General features: G+C 46.0%; 16 protein-coding genes and 1 pseudogene. 11 read left to right on the forward strand and 6 right to left on the reverse strand.

Translation table 11 applies throughout. The features are described from left to right. Position 1 precedes the first annotated feature (1 nt). Positions 2-1381 (forward strand): aspartate aminotransferase family protein, encoded by a 1380-nt coding sequence (locus FKN08_RS12040; protein WP_170892210.1) that lies wholly within the window; start codon positions 2-4, stop codon positions 1379-1381. Positions 1382-1470: 89 nt separating this feature from the next. Continuing rightward, complete coding sequence (gene phnX, locus FKN08_RS12045) at positions 1471-2286, forward strand: phosphonoacetaldehyde hydrolase (protein ID WP_170892211.1); 816 nt, start codon at positions 1471-1473, stop codon at positions 2284-2286. A 72-nt stretch (positions 2287-2358) separates the two neighbouring features. On the opposite strand, the gene FKN08_RS12050 is transcribed toward phnX, so the two are convergent. After that, complete coding sequence (locus tag FKN08_RS12050; RefSeq protein ID WP_170892212.1) at positions 2359-2706, reverse strand: ATPase; 348 nt, start codon at positions 2704-2706, stop codon at positions 2359-2361. Positions 2707-2715: 9 nt separating this feature from the next. Beyond that, a complete protein-coding gene (locus FKN08_RS12055; protein WP_170892213.1) occupies positions 2716-4749 on the reverse strand; it encodes a S8 family serine peptidase in 2034 nt (677 codons plus the stop codon). Positions 4750-5215: 466 nt separating this feature from the next. Between FKN08_RS12055 and FKN08_RS12060 the strand changes: the two genes are divergently transcribed. The 5 genes and pseudogenes from FKN08_RS12060 (at position 5216) to FKN08_RS12080 (ending at position 10414) form a co-directional block, all read left to right on the forward strand. Next, entirely contained in the window at positions 5216-6472 is a 1257-nt protein-coding gene (locus FKN08_RS12060; protein ID WP_212762680.1) for a type 2 secretion system lipase, read from the forward strand. Between the two features lie 714 nt (positions 6473-7186). Next, positions 7187-8530 (forward strand): annotated as a pseudogene (locus FKN08_RS12065) (porin). Between the two features lie 78 nt (positions 8531-8608). Next, positions 8609-9328, forward strand: a complete 720-nt coding sequence (locus FKN08_RS12070) for a carbonic anhydrase family protein (protein ID WP_170892214.1) — start codon at positions 8609-8611, stop codon at positions 9326-9328. Between the two features lie 79 nt (positions 9329-9407). After that, on the forward strand, positions 9408-9959 hold the full coding sequence (locus tag FKN08_RS12075) for a YtfJ family protein (protein ID WP_170892215.1): 552 nt from the start codon (positions 9408-9410) through the stop codon (positions 9957-9959). A 20-nt stretch (positions 9960-9979) separates the two neighbouring features. After that, positions 9980-10414, forward strand: coding sequence for a hypothetical protein (locus FKN08_RS12080; RefSeq protein ID WP_005393700.1), 435 nt, complete (start codon positions 9980-9982; stop codon positions 10412-10414). A gap of 78 nt (positions 10415-10492) precedes the next feature. Here FKN08_RS12080 and FKN08_RS12085 read toward each other — a convergent pair whose 3' ends face one another. Then, complete coding sequence (locus FKN08_RS12085; protein ID WP_170892216.1) at positions 10493-11032, reverse strand: NUDIX hydrolase; 540 nt, start codon at positions 11030-11032, stop codon at positions 10493-10495. 51 nt (positions 11033-11083) lie between these two features. Further along, positions 11084-11758, reverse strand: coding sequence for a pyrimidine 5'-nucleotidase (yjjG, locus tag FKN08_RS12090; protein ID WP_029800868.1), 675 nt, complete (start codon positions 11756-11758; stop codon positions 11084-11086). A 138-nt stretch (positions 11759-11896) separates the two neighbouring features. Between yjjG and FKN08_RS12095 the strand changes: the two genes are divergently transcribed. The 4 genes from FKN08_RS12095 to FKN08_RS12110 all read left to right on the forward strand — a co-directional run bounded on the left by FKN08_RS12095 (position 11897) and on the right by FKN08_RS12110 (position 14331). Next, on the forward strand, positions 11897-12820 hold the full coding sequence (locus FKN08_RS12095; protein WP_053307145.1) for a LysR family transcriptional regulator: 924 nt from the start codon (positions 11897-11899) through the stop codon (positions 12818-12820). A 115-nt stretch (positions 12821-12935) separates the two neighbouring features. Next, positions 12936-13250, forward strand: a complete 315-nt coding sequence (locus tag FKN08_RS12100) for a hypothetical protein (RefSeq protein ID WP_021452372.1) — start codon at positions 12936-12938, stop codon at positions 13248-13250. Between the two features lie 47 nt (positions 13251-13297). Then, positions 13298-13984, forward strand: a complete 687-nt coding sequence (locus tag FKN08_RS12105) for a YafY family protein (protein WP_005374113.1) — start codon at positions 13298-13300, stop codon at positions 13982-13984. A 164-nt stretch (positions 13985-14148) separates the two neighbouring features. Then, on the forward strand, positions 14149-14331 hold the full coding sequence (locus FKN08_RS12110) for a hypothetical protein (RefSeq protein WP_005393690.1): 183 nt from the start codon (positions 14149-14151) through the stop codon (positions 14329-14331). Positions 14332-14401: 70 nt separating this feature from the next. Here FKN08_RS12110 and FKN08_RS12115 read toward each other — a convergent pair whose 3' ends face one another. Both FKN08_RS12115 and FKN08_RS12120 read right to left on the reverse strand, forming a co-directional pair. Further along, positions 14402-18520: a M66 family metalloprotease gene (locus tag FKN08_RS12115; RefSeq protein WP_170892217.1), complete on the reverse strand. Its 4119-nt coding sequence runs from the start codon at positions 18518-18520 to the stop codon at positions 14402-14404. Positions 18521-18551: 31 nt separating this feature from the next. Further along, on the reverse strand, positions 18552-19421 hold the full coding sequence (locus FKN08_RS12120) for a hypothetical protein (protein WP_005393683.1): 870 nt from the start codon (positions 19419-19421) through the stop codon (positions 18552-18554). Positions 19422-19519 lie beyond the last annotated feature (98 nt).

Below are 19519 nucleotides of genomic sequence, written 5' to 3' on the forward strand. Positions count from 1 at the left end.
TATGACTCAGAATATCAAACCGACTCATTTCCGCAGCGAAGGTGATGTCAACACGACACCGGCACGCCAAGCTTGGAATGCATCGATGGACGACGAACGCACGCAAGCCTTGTTGAAGCGTGATTCGGAGGTCTTTCTTCATCAAGCCATGTCAACGCCTTGCTTAGATACATTGGAAGCAGCAGAAGGCATCTACATCCAAGATGCCACGGGCAAAAAGTACATGGACTTCCATGGCAATAACGTCCACCAGTTGGGCTACGGTCATCCGCATGTGATTAAACGAGTGCAAGAGCAAATTGCCAAACTGCCGTTTTCACCACGTCGTTTTACCAACGAGACCGCGATTAAATGTGCCGAAAAACTCACTCAAATCTGCGGCGGTGAATTGAACCGCGTGTTGTTTGCTCCGGGTGGCACATCTGCGGTTGGCATGGCACTTAAACTAGCGCGCCACATCACGGGCAACTACAAGGTGGTGTCTCTGTGGGATTCCTTCCACGGCGCATCGCTAGATGCCATCTCAGTGGGTGGTGAAGCGTGTTTCCGCCAAGGTATGGGACCATTAATGGCAGGTGTTGAGCGCATTCCACCAGCGGTGTCTTATCGTGGCGCTTTCCCGGTCCCGGACGGCAGCGACGTGCACTACGCCGACTACCTTGAATACGTGATTGAGAAAGAAGGCGGCGTGGGCGCATTTATCGCAGAAGCGGTTCGTAATACCGACGTACAAGTACCGAGTAAAGCCTACTGGAAACGTATCCGTGAAATCTGTGACAAACACAATGTCATGCTGATCATCGACGACATCCCTAACGGTATGGGTCGTAGCGGTGAATGGTTTACCTACCAAGCTTACGACATCGAGCCAGATATGCTCTGCATCGGTAAAGGTTTGGGTGGTGGCTTAGTGCCTATCGCAGCCATGGTAACCAAAGACAAATACAACACCGCCGAGCAAATCTCCATGGGTCACTACACTCATGAGAAAAGCCCTATCGGTTGTGCTGCGGCACTGGCAACCATGGAAGCCATTGAGCAAGACGGCTTGCTAGATAAAGCCAAAGCCGACAGCCAGTTCATGCGTGAAAAGCTGCTAGAGATGAAAGCCAAGTACCCTGTGATTGGTGATGTTCGTGGCATTGGCATGTTGTGGGGTATTGAGTTGGTCACTGACCACGAAAGCAAAGCACGCGCGTATGACGAAGCGGAAGCTGTGTTGTACCAATGCCTCAACAATGGTGTGAGCTTCAAGGTATCGCAAGGTAACGTGACTCAACTCAGCCCACCGCTGATCATCACCCGCGAACAACTAACAAAAGCGTTGGCGATCTTCGAAGAAGCCATCGCCAAAGTGTGTAAAGACTTTAACTACTTTTAGGGTCAATAGACCTCAACAAAACCAATTTATTCAGAGCGCGGTTCCAACGAGTGGGCAAGCGCTCTGGCAAGCAAGAAAAAGGATTGAACATGAGCAACTCACCAATTCAAGCAGTGATCTTTGACTGGGCTGGCACTATCGTCGATTTCGGCTCTTTCGCGCCAACCAGCATCTTTGTGGAAGCGTTCAAGCAAGGCTTTGATTTCGATATCGACCTTGAAGAGGCGCGTGAACCAATGGGGCTTGGTAAGTGGGACCACATCCAAGCTGTGGGTCGCATTCCTGCGGTTGATAAGCGTTGGAACGAGAAGTTTGGGCGCTCAATGACCAGCGAAGACATCGACGCTATCTATGCGGCATTTATGCCTCTGCAAAAAGCAAAAGTGGCTGACCACGCAGAACCAATCCTCAACGCAGTTGAAGTGGTAAACGGTCTGAAAGACAAAGGCATCAAGATCGGTTCTTGTTCGGGTTACCCTCGCGAAGTAATGGATGTACTGATTCCGGTTGCGGCGGATTACGGCTACCAACCAGATTACGTTGTCGCGACAGACGATCTGCCACAAGGTGGTCGCCCTGCGCCGTTTATGGCACTGAAAAACGTGATTGAGCTTGGTGTAACCGACGTTAAAGCATGCGTCAAAGTGGACGACTCAGCACCGGGCATCTTTGAAGGTCACAATGCGGGCATGTGGACGGTGGGTCTTCTACTTTCTGGTAACGAAGCGGGTCTGACATTTGAAGAATACCAAGCTGCGGACGAAGCAACGCTTAATGCTGCTCGTGAAAAAGCGCGTGCAAAATTGCTCAAGAGCTCGCCGCATTACCTCATCGACACCATTGCTGACTTCCCAGAAGTGGTGGCAGATATCGAACGTCGCCTAGCAGCTGGTGAGCGTCCGTAATCTTCATCTTCCACCAATAAGTGAAAACAAAACGCCCCTCACGTGAGGGGCGTTTTTCATATTGAGGCTATCTTATTGAGACAACAACTTTCTCGTTGGTTCTTGCTCGGTGTATTCAACGGATTCGTTACCAGATAGCTTATCGACGTCAGCTTGTTCGCCGCTCACCACCAGTACCTGTTGCTTCACCAACGCATCAACCACTTTAAGGTTATGTTGACGAAGAAGCGCTCTCACTTCGCTCTCTTTCCCTTTGTGATACTTAACAAAGTAACGCGTAGGTTGTTGCCCAGCTTGTTCAGAACGTTCATCCACGAGCGGAAATCCTTGATTGTTCGCCAAGCTGGCCGAGCTTAGTCCGATTGCCAATAGTGCGGTAGCACTCACCGCAGACAAAGAAAGTAAGGTCAACTTCTTCATAGCCACTCCTTATTGAAAAGTCAGAGTCCAACTGTTGATTGTGCCTGTGTCTCTTCTGGCACTGTCTACCGCTTTTAGTTCCCAAGAACCTTGTGATTCAAAACCAGAGAAATCCGCTTGGAAAGTGGCTTTGATATCGTTAGCGCTGCCGCCAGTATTATCGTGAAGCACGACTTCTCCACCAGTAGGTGAAGTTAGCGTCACTCGTAGGTCACCGATGTAAGTGTGGCTAATATCAACGTCAATACTTACTGTACCTGAATCACCAGAGCGATCGACATCTACTGCGCTGATTGCGCCAGAAGATTTGTTGTCAGGAATCGCAACAGGGCTGGTGTTTGAGAAGCTAGAGTCCGAAGAGCTACCGCCACCGTCAGGACCGTTACAGCCCGCATCCAAGAATAGTTTCGCCGCTTCCGCATTCACTAGGCCGTGACCTGTGCGGTTGTCTCGTCCAGCGACATCAATGTCTGTTGCCGTTTGAACTAGGGCATTACGTACTTGCGCTGCTGTACACGTTGGGTGGTAACTCCACACCAAGCCTGCTACGCCAGTTACATGAGGTGTTGCCATCGATGTACCATTGTAGTACTCGTAATCTTCACCAGAGGTGGTTGAAACCGTAATTTCTTGACCTACATACCCCAGCAACTCTTGACCAAATGCACGGTCAACCGTCACCGAAACCATGCGATAAGCGTTGTTTGTGTCAACCAAGAATGGGTTTTGTAAACCAGGTAGTTCAGAGTTGCTGTATACGATTGCAGCTCGCGCACCCGCATTGTAACAAGCCTGAACTGCATCCACTTCTGGGTAGTTACCTGAAGACTGGTTGCCAATACGCTCAGTCAAACAAATTTTGCCTGACATATCACCACAGTTAAAGTTACCGCCAGATACATCACAGCTATCTAGCGTTGCCGTTACTGAACCAGTGATTGGATCTGGCACATACGAAGAGCCGTTATTAATCAAACGATTGTGAGGTACAATACCGCGATCAAACTGGCTTACGCCATTCAAGGTAATATCAGAAAGTTTACCTTCGCCTACCGTAACCGTTGATAAGATCGCCACACCTGGGCCAGAGATCTCAACTTGATCAGTAGATTGCGAGAACGCCGCATGATCATTTTGGTTATCGACAGCAGCAACAGACATAACTGAATCGTAAGAAGCTGGGTAGCTGTGTGCGGTGTTACCGTCATTACCAGCTGCGGCGATTAGCAGAACGCCTTGATCGTAAATGTTTTGCAGTGCATTTTGCTCAGTTCGGCTTGATTGACTACCACCAAGACTCATGTTCACAACGTTGGCACCATTATCTGCACACGTTTGGATCGCTTTAACAAGTCCAGATGAGTAACCCCAACCTGATTCGTTAAATACTTTCACGATGTGCAAATTCACATTCTGGTTTGGCATCACACCCTTCACACCTTCGGTGTTGGCAATCGCTGCGATAGTACCTGCTACGTGAGTACCGTGGGCGTTATTGTTACCCGGATCGCTCCATGATCCTGTACCACTATCGTTGGTACCTGCAACGCGGTTACCGCTTAGGTCGTTGTGCGAGATGTCGTACCCTGAATCGATAATACATACAGTGCGATTACCAGCATTGAAGTCGTCTAACTGTTGAGCATTAACCGCTTCATAACCCCACGGGGTAGTTTCGCTGAGCAAATAGCGAGGCGGATCGACTTCGACATATTCCACATCACTGCGATTACGAAGTGGTTCTAAGTCATCACCATCCAACTCAACGCTGTAAATGGCGCGATTACCCAGTTTTTCCACCTTACGTGCCTTCACCTGTTCTAAAACAGACTCCTGCGCGATTCGTGGTCCCCAAAAAGAGTTACCACCCATTGAAGATCGGCTGACTGCATCTTCTTTGAATTTGACGATGTACTTCGTCGGTAACTTAGATTCATCAAATCCCATTGGTGGAGCCGCAAACGCTGACATAGAAGTGGTCAGTGCTATCGCTACGGCAGACAACGAAAATAAGCCTTGTTTTTTACTTGTTGTGTAGTGCATTTGCCCTATTCCTTATTTGAGCTAATTTTTATTCACTATATTCTCATGAAAAGTCATCACTATGATGTTCGCATGAGAGCTTCAGCTATAGTTTATAGGCCAAAAATGCCAAACAATTTGTTTCATGAATATACAACTTTGTACAAAAGATCATTCAAAAAACATTTTTAGTTAACATCAAAAAGCATAAACAAAACCTTATAAAGCAATCACTTAATTAACAAAAAATGCATGTTAAATTAATGTTAGTGAGTAATTATTCTAAATAACACGCATTTAATCGATTACTATGCTGAATGGATTTTTTGACTGTGGTGCCAAAACTGAAATATTGAATATTTAGTTGTTGACTGTCTTGAGTATTTACTCAGAATTAGAAGGTTTAGTGAGAAAAATTCTCATCTAAATACTGTTATAGCCGAGCGTATTCACGTATTCGGAACCATAACCATTACAAGAAGAGTGAATGATGAAAAAAACAATCACACTATTAACTGCATTACTTCCGCTTGCCTCTGCCGTTGCAGAGGAGCCAACATTATCAACAGAAATGGTTTCTGCGTCTGAAGTGGTCAGCACGCAAGAAAATCAAACCTATACTTACGTTCGCTGCTGGTATCGTACGAGCCACTCTAAGGATGATGCGGCTACCGACTGGAAATGGGCAAAAAACCAAGATGGTAGTGACTTCACTATCGACGGTTATTGGTGGAGCTCTGTTTCATTTAAAAACATGTTCTACACCAACACTTCACAAAACGTGATTCGCCAGCGCTGTGAAGAAACACTAGATCTGGCGAACGAGAACGCAGACATTACGTTTTTTGCTGCTGACAATCGCTATTCTTATAACCACACGATCTGGAGCAATGATGCTGCAATGCAACCAGATCAAATCAACAAAGTAGTGGCTTTGGGCGACAGCTTATCTGATACAGGCAACATCTTTAACGCTTCCCAATGGCGCTTCCCTAACCCAAACAGCTGGTTCTTAGGTCACTTCTCGAACGGTTTTGTTTGGACGGAATACGTTGCTAAAGCCAAAAACTTACCGCTTTATAACTGGGCAGTTGGCGGCGCAGCAGGTGAGAACCAATACATTGCGCTAACAGGTGTCGGCGAACAAGTTTCTTCTTACTTGACCTACACAAAACTGGCGAAAAACTACAACCCAGCAAACACATTGTTTACGTTGGAGTTTGGTTTAAATGATTTCATGAACTACAACCGTAGCGTGCCGGAAGTAAAAGCGGATTACGCTGAAGCTCTGATTCGTCTAACAGACGCGGGCGCGAAGAACTTCATGTTGATGACTCTGCCAGACGCAACCAAAGCACCACAGTTCAAATACTCAACGCAGGAAGAAATTGAAACGATTCGCGCGAAAGTATTGAAAATGAACGAGTTCATCAAAGCACAAGCGATGTACTATAAAGCTCAAGGTTACAACATTTCATTGTTTGATACGCACGCGCTGTTTGAGACGTTAACCTCGGCACCAGAAGAACACGGGTTTGTGAATGCAAGTGATCCTTGTCTGGACATCAACCGCTCATCTTCTGTGGATTACATGTACACCCATTCATTACGCTCTGAGTGTGCGGCATCTGGCGCAGATAAGTTTGTGTTCTGGGATGTGACTCACCCAACCACAGCCACGCATCGTTATGTTGCTGAAAAAATGTTGGAAAGCAGCAATAACTTAGAAGAGTTTCGCTTTTAATAAGACTTTCTTATAGGTTAAATTCTTAATCATCATAAATACTTTGATGATAAAAATGGCCACGAAATATCGTGGTCATTTTGTTTTCATATACATGAGTCTACTTTTATATTTAAATATAGATGAACAACAATTGAAATACAAAATTTCAAGTTATAAGTATTATAAACAAAACTTTTAAATACCAACAAACCAGTAAAATAAAAATTATTCAATATGCCATCCATTTAAATTTCATTATGGTCATTTTGATTATTGAATTTAAAGAAGAGTTAAGTGACAAGTTAAATAAAAAATACCCACATAACACAGGTAAGACCGAGAGGAGTTTGTCATGTGGGTTTAAACGATAGTTCTCTTGCTGATTCGAACTACCAACGTTGGGATGCAATGGAAATACAAATGACTCAGAGTTTCCATCACGAACACTTTATCGCTGGATTTGCCTCTGTTTGTTAGGGAACAGTCAGCACAATAAAAATAGAGAAGTAATACCGCAAAAATAAAAATAGAGGTTCAGGATTTAATTTACACGTAAAATAACTACTATATTCACGCCATGAAGCATTAATAAATTCAACAATAAATATTTATTAAGTTAAATTTACTTATTGTCAGCACACTGTTAGTTTTGCTCCTAAATACACTGGTCAGATTTGTTTATTTTACTGATTTTCGTTGCAATACAACTTCTAATTAATTCATGAGAAAAACATGCAGCGACAATTAACTCTTTCACCGATTTATTTATTAATCGGGTTAGCCTCCTCGACGGCGTATGCCGGTGGTTTTCAAATTAACGAACATTCTGCGACGGGTCTTGGTCGTGCTTTTGCTGGTGATGCCGCTATTGGTGATAATGCGTCTGTAGTCAGCCGCAACGCCGCAGCAATGACGCTGTTTAAACAAAATGCCTTATCGTTCAGTGTCACTTACGTCAAACCTGACGTTACCGTTAAAAATGCGCAATATCATCGAGCTAACATTAATGCGGATGTCAATGTTGGTATGGGCGGTTTTCCTCCGTCCCCTCAAGTTGACATTACCCCGTAATTCTCTCAAACCGTGACCGACATTGATGACGTCGATGGCGTTGGTCAACCAGCCGTTGTACCCAATTTTTACTTTATTCACCCTATCAACGACGACTGGTATCTAGGCTTATCGGCATACTCCAACTTCGGAACCGACATGGAGTTTAAACCAAACTATGGCGCACCTGTTTTTGGCGGTGTCACCAGCGTAGCGAGTGTCAACCTTGGCGCAAGCTTGGCATACAAGGTGAACGACCGTCTTAGTATCGGTGGTGGTATTGATGTGATTTACGGCTCTGGTGAGCTGTACCGCGATATGGGCGTGGGTGTTTGCGTTGGTGGGAACATCCTTGGAAACGAACTAGAACAACGTTGTGGAACCGTAAAAGGCAACGCACTTGATGTGGAAGCGGGCGGCATTGGGCTTGGCGCGAACATTGGCATGATGTACGAGTTTAACGAACGTCATCGCTTAGGTTTAAGCTACAAGCACAGCCCTAACATTGATGCCAAGGGCGACATCCACTTTGCTGGCGAATCGTACGACTCACTTGCTATGCCACTACCGGATATTGCGGAGTTTTCCGGTTATCACCGCGTCTTACCTAAATTTGCCCTGCACTATTCTGTGCAGTGGATTGGTTGGTCAGCATTTGACAACTTGAAAGCTGATGATCAGTTACTAAAAGATTTTCAGTGGCAAGACTCCGCGCACTACTCCATCGGTGCGACTTGGTACGCCAATGAACGTTGGACACTGCGCACGGGTTACATGTTCGACAAAACACCTGTCGATGAGCTGACTTCGCTTTCTATTCCAGATTCGAACCGTCACTGGTTATCTGCGGGTGCCTCTTACCAATGGTCATCAGATACCACGGTTGACATCGGCATGACGTACTTGATTGGTGAAGATGTCAACGTAGAAGAGTACGCGTATGAAGGTGTTCCTGCACCGATGGTGACAGGCGTGACCCATTCAAATGCGTTCCTAATTGGTGCCCAACTCAGCCACCGTTTCTAATTTATCAGGCAGTGATCAAACCTCTAGGTCATTGCCTTGTAACAACGCTTATCAAAGCGACCGAACAGAGACATTATTATGAACAAAACACTACTTGCTTTTTCACTCTCACTTCTCACTCTAAGCGCTGCTCAGGCTTCGGAGTGGGGCTATGGCAATGACAAACACGGGCCAGAGCACTGGGGAGAAATCGCCAAAGACTGCGCAACCACGAAAAACCAAAGCCCAATCAACATCGACAACCCAGCCGATGCAAAACTGGAAGCACTGAACCTTTCGTACACTGGTCAGGTCATTGGTTTAACCAACAATGGTCATACGCTGCAAGCGCAAGTGAACGGACGTAACAGCTTCACCATCGATGGCGAGACGTTCGAACTACAACAGTTCCATTTCCACACACCTTCAGAAAACCAAATCAAAGGCCGCCAATATCCACTTGAAGCGCACTTTGTGCACGCCAACGCAGATGGCGAGTTGGCGGTAATTTCGGTGATGTTTGATGCTGGCGATCAAAACGCAGCGCTGTCTAAACTGATCAGCGCAATCCCACAAGAGAATCAAACCACGTTCTTTAAAGATACGTTTGAGATTAACGACTTACTGCCAAAAACTGCAAGCTACTATCGATTTAACGGATCTTTAACCACACCGCCATGTTCAGAAGGTGTGCGCTGGTTTGTGCTTAAAGACACTCAAACCTTATCCAAAGATCAAGCCGCGAAACTGATGGAAGTCATGGGACAAAACAATCGTCCGCTGCAACCGTTAAATGCGCGCGTTGTACTTTCTAACTAATCGCCACATCCGATAAGGGGCATCGTATTTGCCCCTTATTTTGATTCGCTCTAACCTCACTTCGTTACAGGAACCCCCAATGAAAACTCCATCTTTTCTGTCACTCTTACTCGCACTCGCCCCGACACTCGCCTTCTCTCATAACCTTTCTGTCGGTCAAACTACCCCTTCCGTCAGCATTGATACCTATGGCGAAATGACGCTGCAAGGAGACGATGTGGCTTATCAACCTTGGGCAACTCAGCAGATGTTAGGCAAAGTCCGTGTGATACAAGCCATTGCAGGTCGTAGTAAAGCTAAAGAGATGAACGCGCCGCTGATGTCAGCAATCACTGCCGCTCACTTTCCTGAAGATCAGTATCAGACCACAACCGTGATCAACCAAGAAGACGCCATTTGGGGAACCGGTACATTTGTAAAATCGTCGGCAGAGGACAGCAAAAAGACATTCTCTTGGTCTTCCATGGTGTTAGACAAAAATGGCTTATTAGCAACAACTTGGGATCTGCAGCAAGAAAGTTCTGCGATTATCGTACAAAATAAACAAGGCGAAATTTTATTCGTGAAAGAAGGGGCTTTAACTCAAGACGAAGTCACACACGTCATCGAACTGATTAAACAGAATATCTAAACCTAAGGTAAGGAAAAGCTATGAAACTGTTCAACACCATCGCACTCTGTCTTTTAGCGGCTGTAGCCTCTTTCCAATCGGTTGCTGGAGACAACGATTGGGACAAGATTGCAGATAAAACCGTCAGTTTTAAATCGGAAACCGACACAGTCAATCCACTGTCACCATTTGCTAACGCTCGTTTCAGCCACATCAAAATCAAATGTACGCAAGGTACGGTCGATCTGAAAAGCGTTAAAGTGATCATGAAAGATGGTCAGGAAAAGACGTTCGACAGTTTAGGTGTTCTGACTAAAGGCATGTCATCAAGAAGCTTAAGCCTACCAACGAAAGATAACGCGAAATTAGACAAGATCGAGTTGAACTATGAATCGGTTGGCAGCACAGCGCTGCAAGTCGCAGGAGTGACCAAGAAAGCGAAAGTAGAAATTTTAGGTAAGAAAATCGACGAGTAAGCGATGGCTCAACGAGCTCTCCCAAACTAAAAACAGCGGCACTAGACCGCTGTTTTTATTAAAAATTGTCATTGCTCACTAAATGAATTCCTTCAGCTTCGCCAAACCATAAGCCGCGATAGTGACACAATCTTTGATCGTGCCGTCGATCATCATTTGTTCGAACTCCTCAACAGAAAAAGCGCGAGTGATCAAATCCTCTTCTTCACTGTCGAGTTGATTGCCCACGTCCGTTAAATCACTGGCGAAGTAGACGTGACATGTCTGATTCAAAAAGCCGTATGCGATAAACTGCGCGCCGACATACGCCATAGTGCTCGCCTGCATGCCCGTTTCTTCACGCAGTTCGCCTTTGGCAAGCTCAAGATGATCCGCATCTGGGTTTGATTCCCACGCCCCTTGTGGGATCTCCCAACAACGTTGACCTACGGTGTAACGGTACTGCTGAACCAAGTGAATCATCCCGTTATCGATAGCCAGAATCGCAGCACAATCAGGTTTGTCGACCACACCATAGATGCCCTCTGCGCCACTCGGACGTAAAATTTTGTCCTCACGCACCGTCATCCACTTATTTTGGTAAACGACTTTGCTGTCTAGCTGTTTGATGTCTGACATGGTTATTCCTTGATTTTTCTGAGGGTTACTGTGGAATAATACCCGATTCAGTTACGCCACCAAAATGTTCTTTAGTTCACTCAAAGACTCAACGGTGTAATTTGGTGCGATACGCTCATCGACACTTGCGCCTGTGGTATTTAACCAGCAAGTTTCAATACCAAAGTTATTGCCACCAAGAATATCGGAATGCAGGTTGTCACCCACCATCAGTACACGCGTTTTGCATGGGTTGCCCATTTGCTGCATCGCGTATTCAAAAATGCCTAAGTCCGGTTTTGCGACGCCCACTTGTTCAGAGATCACCACTTTATCGAAGTACTCAGTCATCCCTGTGCGCTCAAGGCGAATTGCTTGCAACTCTGTAAAACCGTTGGTGATGATGCCCATTTTAGCTTTGCCTTGCAGCGCTTCCATCAGCTCTTTTGCACCTGGCAACAAACTGCAAATATCGGCCATTGCTTCTAAAAATGCGCTATTGAGATCTGCTGTTGTGGTATTCAACTTCTCAGCCCACTCGGTAAAGCGGTTATGTTTTAGCTCATCTGCCGTTACTTTGCCGTCTTGGTAATCCACCCAAAGCGGTTTGTTTACGGTTTGGTAATGAGCAAAATCTTGTTCAGTAAAATCTACGCCTTTGCGAGAAAACATAAGCTGCAAACCTTTGAAAGCATCAAAGTGGAATAAGGTTTCGTCAGCGTCAAACAGGATCCAATCGTACTTCATTTTCTTCTTCCCAAAATCAAGGTCGTAATACTGGTGCATAGTCTAGATTGTTTTCTTCTTGAAGATAATCTCTATAATTGGAAATTAATTGTATCCTTGTGCTCAACAATAAATGCTTCACGATGATAGGAGATTGATGTGAACGCGATTGCCTCCCTGCCCGTTTTTGTTGCTGTTGTCGAATGCGGCAGCTTTTCCCTTGCGGCCAAACAGCTGAATCTGACGAAATCGGCGATCAGCAAACGCATCAACCAACTAGAAGACGATTTGGGCATTCGTCTCCTTAATCGAACTACGCGTAAGCTGAGCCTGACCGAAGCAGGAGAACGCTATTTTGAGTACGCCTCTCAAGCGCTCAACCTAGCCCAGCAAGGCGTGGACGCGGTATCGGAACTGCAAGGCTCTCCACAAGGTCGGCTCAAAATTACCGTGCCGATGTCTTTCGGTGTACTGCATATCGCGCCTTTGATCAGCGAGTTTCTCGCTCGTTACCCGAAAATTGAAGTGGATTTAAACCTCGAAGACAAAATGGTCGATTTGGTTAAAGACGGTTTTGATTTGGGGATCCGTATTGGTGAACTCACCTCTTCCAATCTCATCGCAAAGCGTCTCGCCCCTTGTAAAAGTGTGCTTTGTGCCTCACCAGATTACTTAGCGGAGTTTGGAACACCACAAAAACCAAGTGATTTAGTCGGTCACAACTGCCTGCGCTACTCCTATTTCCGTGGCGGCGTCGAATGGATGTTCATCAACAACGGCAGCGAATACAAGGTACTTCCAAAAGGAAACTTTATCGTCAATAACAGCGAAGCCATTCGCCAGTTGCTGTTAAGAGGTTCGGGCATTGCGCAACTGCCGACGTTTATTGCAGGAAGAGACTTTGCTGCAGGAAATCTAAAACCGGTGATGGAAGAGTATTCTCTACCAGAACACGCCATTTATGCGGTTTTTCCTGAACGCAAGCACATGCCGTTGAAAGTAAGAGCCTTTATCGATTTTATCAGCGAAAAACTCGGCACAGATTTACCTTACTGGGATCGTTACAACAGCCCAGAAAAATAACCATATTGATGATAAGTGAGTGAGATTTCACTACTGACATGTTCTGACATTCCATCCGCGTAACCTTATTTGGAACTCAACAGGCAATCCGCCAAAACCAATAAGGAATCACAATATGGAAACCGTTATCGAAACTGTGCAATTTCGTCTAACCGCAGGCACAACAGAGCAAGACGTGATCGCCGCTGCCAAACAGTCACAAACGTTTGTGAAGAATCTGCCGGGCTTTTTGTACCGATCGCTCAGTCACGAAGCGACGGACGATGTGTGGACAGACATCATTTACTGGCGTTCAATGGACGATGCCAAACAGGCGGGAAAACAGATTAAGCAAGCCGCTGAATTTCAGCCTCTGTTATCGATGATTGACTGCGAAAGTTTCGAGCTTAAACATCACAACTTAAAAATGTGCAGTGAGCTAGAGAAGTAATCAGCCACACTACCACTAACAACCAGTAGGTCTAGATAAGGAACATCATGAGCAAATCAGAACGACTGTTTGAGCTACTGACGCTTTTGCGCGCAAAGCGTTACGCCGTGACAGCGAAAGAGCTCGCAGAAAGAATGGAAGTCAGCGAACGTACGATTTATCGCGATATTCAGTCGTTGCTTAGTTCTGGTGTTCCTATTCAAGGTGAAGCAGGTGTTGGCTACCTATTGCAAGCTGGCTCTCATCTGCCGCCTTTGATGTTCTCAGAAAAAGAGATGATGGCGCTTGAACTGGGTATGCGGATGGTTCGAGCCTGGTCGGATGTTGAACTCGCCGAAGCGTCTCACTCTGCGTCCACCAAAATACTTTCGGTATTGCCAGATAAGCTCAAACAACAAGTGGAAGATTGTCCGCTGATTGTGCCCGATTATCACACCCAATCCGAGACTGCCAAACGTGGGCAGCTTCTGCGCCACGCGATTGATCATCAGTTTAAGGTCAGTTTGGATTACCAAGATGAAAGCGGACAGGTGACCGAGAGAAAAATCCAACCGTTAGGCCAATTCTTTTGGGGCAAAGTCTGGACGCTGGTCGCCTGGTGCGAATTGCGCGATGATTACCGTCAGTTCCGCCTCGACCGTATCCAAGCACTGCGTATGCACGATGAAGAGTTTCAGAGTGCGGAAACCAAATCTCTCAAACATTATATTGCGCAGTATGAATCGAAAGATTGAGTGTTCTTCATCCTTCCATCACAAGGATTCTAAATTGCTCTGCTCAATGCGCGATATTTGGAAAGGCACATTTGGTTAAACTAATGTTTCATTTTTAACAGATGCGCAACCAACCTAAGATCGTTAACTTAAGTAGCACGTCAACCACACCGGAGCGTGAAGCTATGAAAGTACTGATTCAATACACCCAAGCAGGGAAATATCGAGATCAAGCGTGGGAGTCTTTAACTCTTCGATCTAAAGGTGATATGCAGGCCGTTACCCCTTCTTATGCTGCCCAACTTATCGAACAAAGCAAAGCGACACTTGTGATGACAGAAGACGGACAGATCATCTTTCACTCCTAAATTCCATCAGTCCTATGACGAAAAAGGCCTGCATTGCTGCAGGCCTTTGTATGAGTGAATTAAGAGTTATTTACTGGAAACTCACTGCAGTTGGTAGGCGATCAAGCATCTTGTAGTAATCACCAGCCACAGCGCCGATATCACCACGCAAATACGCTTGAATCATATTGAGATCTTTCAGCCAAAGTTCTTTGTCAGCATCTGAAGACGCCATGTACCCTGCGTACACATTGTCGACCGCGAACATCATGTCTTCGGCGTGATCGTTGTAAATCAAAAGCATCGCATCAGTGTAAGCTTCGAACGCTTTCAGCTCATCGTGCGCTTTACCACCTTTGTAGCTCAATGTGCCCGAAGTTGCATCGATGACCAAATCACCCGAAGTCACATTCGCTGTCGTAAAGTTGATGAAAGACTGGCTAAACGACAGCACACCTGCCGCGATATCCGCATCAATGGTTCGCTTCATTGCGTTGACCATTGGCGCATCCAGCAGCAATACAGGATCGTGGAACGCTGGGACAATCGCTGTTCGGAATGGCCCCCAAGCACTATCGATGCTCTCTGCAACCTTGTTTAGTGTTGCAGGCTCATAGCTATCTAGGTACGTTTTTAGATCGTAACCTTTGGACGTCACCAGTTGATTTGCGTAGTCGTAAGCCAGCTTGTTTGCTTTTGTTGCCACAAACTTCTCGCCGTCGATAACAAACTCAACCTTGTCACCCGCGATGATACCGTAACGGTCTTGCTGCTTCGTAAACGTATCAAACTGAGATTGACCACGAGTCTTCACTGTGTAGTCGTAAGACTTCATTTGGTTCACACCCATTCTCAAGATGACATCGCCAACACGTCCGCGACCTTCTGCACCAATATCAAGGAATCTTGCAATACCACGAGGCATTGGTGGTAGGGACTCCATTTGCTCAGTGATGTGTAGGTTCACGGTAACACCTTTTAGATTGGTGTATTCCTTACCGTCTTTACCCACCAATTTAACTGGCGTATTTAACGCATCATTTGCCACGATGTTGCCCATGATGTCTTCGTATTCAGCTTGCACCCCAGGGATATCAAGCAGCGATGCAAAGCTCACCTCGTCGGTAAAACGGTTCGAGAATCGACGTGCTAAGAAGTGGCTCGCCAACGCTTTATCTGGCCAGTTACCCAACACAGACACCGCATTTGACCAAGGGTAATCCGGGTCAAAGCTACCAATTGAGTTTAGGAAGCGTCCATTCGCAGTTTCCGCAACAGCTATATAGCCCTCATCTGAATCTTCGATAAAGCGTGCTGCCAAATCATCAAAACAGCTGGCTGTTGAAAGATCGTAGTCAGCCGGAATTTGGTGTGAGTTGTTGTCTAACAGTTGACCAAAAGAAATCACTTTTTGGTTGCCTGCCGCATTTTCTATCACACATTGATGCTCTGGTGTGCGCAAGATATCAAGGAAGAACGCCGCGGATTTTTTCGCCCCATTCGCATAATCACAGAACCATGAGTTATCGGCTTTGCCTTCGCTACAGTATTGAGGGTTTGAAGCAATGCGCAATAAGAAGTCACCCGGCTTATCCGTTGACGAAGTGTAACCCAGATTGGTGTACAGGTTATCGATGCGCTCAAGATCTTCCATCTTGTCACGGATAGCGCTCATTTCCATGTAACGGCGCACTAAGTAACCAGGATAATCGGACGAGAACAATCCCGTAGTCCCATATAACTCCAAGTTGCGTCGATCATAGCTATCGAGATAGTTCTGCCACTCGTAAGAAACAATTTCTTCTAGGTTTGTACCTTCGTCAAAACGGTTACAGTCGCTGTTTAGAGAAACGTTCCCATCGGTACAGAAATCGTAAGACTTACGCTCAATTTCATTCACTTTATCTAGGTAGTAAAGTGCGCCATAACGAGTTTTCGCATTCAGTTCTGGATCATCAGACAACGCAGCGATATCGAATCGGCTAAAGTCACAGTTGTAGAGTGATTTGCCTTTCTCGTCCCCCGTTAGCGCCTTCACTTCAGAACACACCATCAGCGATGTGTTGTCTGGATTGTTGCCAAACTTGTATGCAAAGCTTTGTTGGTAGGCTTGCTGATCAGCGAGGTAACGAGCATATGCCGCTTTGTCTTCATCGCTCGCACTGTCTGCCGGTTTCGCAACAGGTGCAGGAGCTGAACCTGAAGAATCTTGAATCGTCTCGACTTTACGGCCGTAGCCGAACTTAAACGCCGCAATGTCGTACAGACCCCAAGTTGGCGTTTCATCCAACATGCTTGGTGCGTAGTCCATCGTCGAACTGTAAGCAGGAATGTTGTTCAAACCAAGTTGATGCGCTTGCTCTAGCGTGTAGTAGTTCGCTTTGTCATTTGAGCCTTTAAAGTTATGGCGCAGACCCATGTTATGACCAAGCTCGTGAACAAGCGTATTGCTGTAAGTCGCAACCGTAATCGCATCTGCGGCTTTCACTTGCAACTCTTTTGGTAGGTATTTCCAACGCTTAAGCTGACGCGATACTTCGTTACCTGCGTCATCGAGTTTGATCTCAAAGTAACGCTCGTCATCCAACTTCAAGTTGTCCAACATGGCCTTGTTGGTTGAAGAAACCCACGACGCTTCGATTGGATAGACGTTGTTCTCTGCCCAGAAAGACAAACGGTTCTCTTCAGCTTCAACCACCTTTTCAAACTCCATGTCATCATTGAAGTTTTTCATTAGCTGAGTTGGGCTCTTCGTCGCTGCTTTTCCAGAAACGATGTCTTCTTTTGAAACGAGCGGCGCATGAATGTTTTCATCCGATTTCAGGCTCGCCATCGCCGCCATTGTAGAAAGCGCTTCAATTCTATCCGCAACTTCTGTTTTCACAGATTCGCTGCTGGTTGGCAATGGATCTAAGCCATCTAAGTCCAGTTGATTACGATTATAGAAACGCGCCAGGTTATCCCAATAGAAAGGCACACCCGTTCTTGCAACGCCTGCGTATTGGTTCACGTGGCCTTTGATGATTTCCCCCGTCATCGGGTTAGAAACCGACGGGCCATAGCCAAGCAGACCGTTCGCTAGAGGCTCGTCAATCAGGTTAATCACGTTGTAACGCAGATCACCTGGGTGAATACCAGCCGCTTTGGTTTTGTTCACAATCTCGATTTCAGGCTTGCCTGCATCCGCCCCAAATACATTCAGCGCTTGGTTCATCTTGTCGATCGATTGCAGCGTTGCATCCAAGAACAACTTGTTCTTCTCTTCAAAGAAATTGTCGCTCAAGTAATATTTGATAGAGCCTTGATCTGGGTTGAAACGATTGAGGTAAACCACATCACGGTCGTATTTATTCGTGACTGGGTTAAGCTTTTTCGTCGACGTGGTGAAGAAACCAATGTCGTTCTCATCACCCACAGGGTACAAGATCGGTTGGTAACCTTCGGTTGCCACTTCACTTTCGTGCACTAACGAATAGTAGAACCGAGATTTAAACGCGCCATCCACAAGCGCTTCATCCAAACTCGCTTTCGTTGCAAAGTTGATGTAGTCGGAAATATTATCTAAATCGATACGGAACGTGCGCTCTAGTTCGAAATTGAGAAGACCGTTTTTAGGGTCAAAGTCCCACGAGATCAATCGTGGTGCGCCAATTTCATCAATGCCCTCGGTAATGCCATACAGATCTTCCATATTGAATTCTGCAATTTCGAGATCTTCAGGACGAGGAGTGAAGTGGGTTTTCTTCTTGTAGTTTAGGCTTGCGTCTTCGTTGGTTTCTTCTTTGTTGGTGCAATCACCATGCGCGTCTTCTTGACAGCGATACGCCGCAAAGTCACCCGGAATCGTCAGCACTTGCGCGAAGTTAACGCCGTCGTCGTCTGCGACAAATTTCTCTTCACCGCAGTAGTTATTAGCATCTTTGCTTAGATGCGCGTCTGGGTAGTTTTTATCGTAACTGCGAACTTCCAGACCTTCTTTGGTAAAACAAAGCTCAACGTAACGAGGTGAACCTTGCAAGAATGGGAATTGGTTCAGAGCAAAGCGTGGAGCGGCACCAGTCGTCGGAACGTAAAACCAACGACCGTCTTTAAGGTCTTTTACTGCGACTTCTTTTGCATCTCTTTCGACATAGTCATACGCCTGATCATCTGCGCCACAGCCTGCAAGTGCGGCCGTTATTGCTGACACCAGAGTCAATTTTTTAAACATTATTTGGATATCCTTAATTGTTGTTATTTTCCTAGAAGGAGTAAGTCACTGTCGCGATGTAAGACGCTTTCTCTTGGTCCAACAAATCGATGTTGCCCAAGGTGCCTCGCTCTGCATCTTGATAGAAACCCGTTGATGACGCCGCGAGTAGCAATGACCAGCTTTCATCAAACTCGTATGTGCCGTACAACGCCCCTTCATACTGCCAACTGCTTCTGCGCGTACCTTGATAACTGATGCTGTTACCACCTAACGCCGTGATCCCCACTGCGAACGATTCCCACGACTTTTCCGCAACAGCAAACAATGAGTAAGTCCACTCAGTCAGCGAGCGTCCCCCCATGGTTTTGTATTCGTGGAAATTTTTTCTCAGTCTTGGCGAAACCGAAAAATCGACGCTCCAAGCTGAAAAAGAGATCGGCACATCTAAACGAACCGCGGTGTGCAGTTCATCTTTACGAGATGTTTCTGAAGTTGGAATGGTGAGCTGACCCGCAACGCCGATTTTCCCTGTATCTCCAAAGCGATATAGGTTCGTGTATTGCAAGCCCAACACCGAATCTGTCGCGTAGGTGCCGACTTCATCTTCTAGGGCACGATAGCCACCCGTAGAAAAATAGGCTTTTGTGTCGCTCGAAAAGGAATAAACGAGATCGCCTCCCCACGAGAAATTGCGGACAGAACGGTAGTCGTCTTTATCGTAAATGTTTGTATCGTAAGATAGGTAAACGGCCCCACTAAACTTACAAACAATACAGGACGCATCTCCTTCATTTTGTGTAGATTCAGGCGTGCTAGTGCTATCAATTACACTCGTTTCCACCGCGAATGATGGCGCTGAAAACAGCGTACCCAACAACATTGCAAGCGGCGTCATCATCCACTTTGTTGTGTGCTGCATGTTTTGAAACTTCCATGAGAATTAAGTTTATTAGAATAAACTTAAAGACAAACAGATTATTGGGATGAAATTCCATAAAAATTCAGATAATCAACCCC

Source organism: Vibrio sp. 1-2 (7-a), assembly GCF_013048515.1.
GTDB classification, from domain to species: Bacteria; Pseudomonadota; Gammaproteobacteria; order Enterobacterales; family Vibrionaceae; genus Vibrio; species Vibrio diabolicus.

Bases quoted from the DNA above. Each gene is read 5' to 3' on its own strand.
- FKN08_RS12040 (WP_170892210.1), top strand. From the start codon at position 2: ATGACTCAGAATATCAAACCGACTCATTTCCGCAGCGAAGGTGATGTC.
- phnX (WP_170892211.1), top strand. From the start codon at position 1,471: ATGAGCAACTCACCAATTCAAGCAGTGATCTTTGACTGGGCTGGCACT.
- FKN08_RS12050 (WP_170892212.1), bottom strand. From the start codon at position 2,706: ATGAAGAAGTTGACCTTACTTTCTTTGTCTGCGGTGAGTGCTACCGCA.
- FKN08_RS12055 (WP_170892213.1), bottom strand. From the start codon at position 4,749: ATGCACTACACAACAAGTAAAAAACAAGGCTTATTTTCGTTGTCTGCC.
- FKN08_RS12060 (WP_212762680.1), top strand. From the start codon at position 5,216: ATGATGAAAAAAACAATCACACTATTAACTGCATTACTTCCGCTTGCC.
- FKN08_RS12070 (WP_170892214.1), top strand. From the start codon at position 8,609: ATGAACAAAACACTACTTGCTTTTTCACTCTCACTTCTCACTCTAAGC.
- FKN08_RS12075 (WP_170892215.1), top strand. From the start codon at position 9,408: ATGAAAACTCCATCTTTTCTGTCACTCTTACTCGCACTCGCCCCGACA.
- FKN08_RS12080 (WP_005393700.1), top strand. From the start codon at position 9,980: ATGAAACTGTTCAACACCATCGCACTCTGTCTTTTAGCGGCTGTAGCC.
- FKN08_RS12085 (WP_170892216.1), bottom strand. From the start codon at position 11,032: ATGTCAGACATCAAACAGCTAGACAGCAAAGTCGTTTACCAAAATAAG.
- yjjG (WP_029800868.1), bottom strand. From the start codon at position 11,758: ATGAAGTACGATTGGATCCTGTTTGACGCTGACGAAACCTTATTCCAC.
- FKN08_RS12100 (WP_021452372.1), top strand. From the start codon at position 12,936: ATGGAAACCGTTATCGAAACTGTGCAATTTCGTCTAACCGCAGGCACA.
- FKN08_RS12105 (WP_005374113.1), top strand. From the start codon at position 13,298: ATGAGCAAATCAGAACGACTGTTTGAGCTACTGACGCTTTTGCGCGCA.
- FKN08_RS12110 (WP_005393690.1), top strand. From the start codon at position 14,149: ATGAAAGTACTGATTCAATACACCCAAGCAGGGAAATATCGAGATCAA.
- FKN08_RS12115 (WP_170892217.1), bottom strand. From the start codon at position 18,520: ATGTTTAAAAAATTGACTCTGGTGTCAGCAATAACGGCCGCACTTGCA.
- FKN08_RS12120 (WP_005393683.1), bottom strand. From the start codon at position 19,421: ATGCAGCACACAACAAAGTGGATGATGACGCCGCTTGCAATGTTGTTG.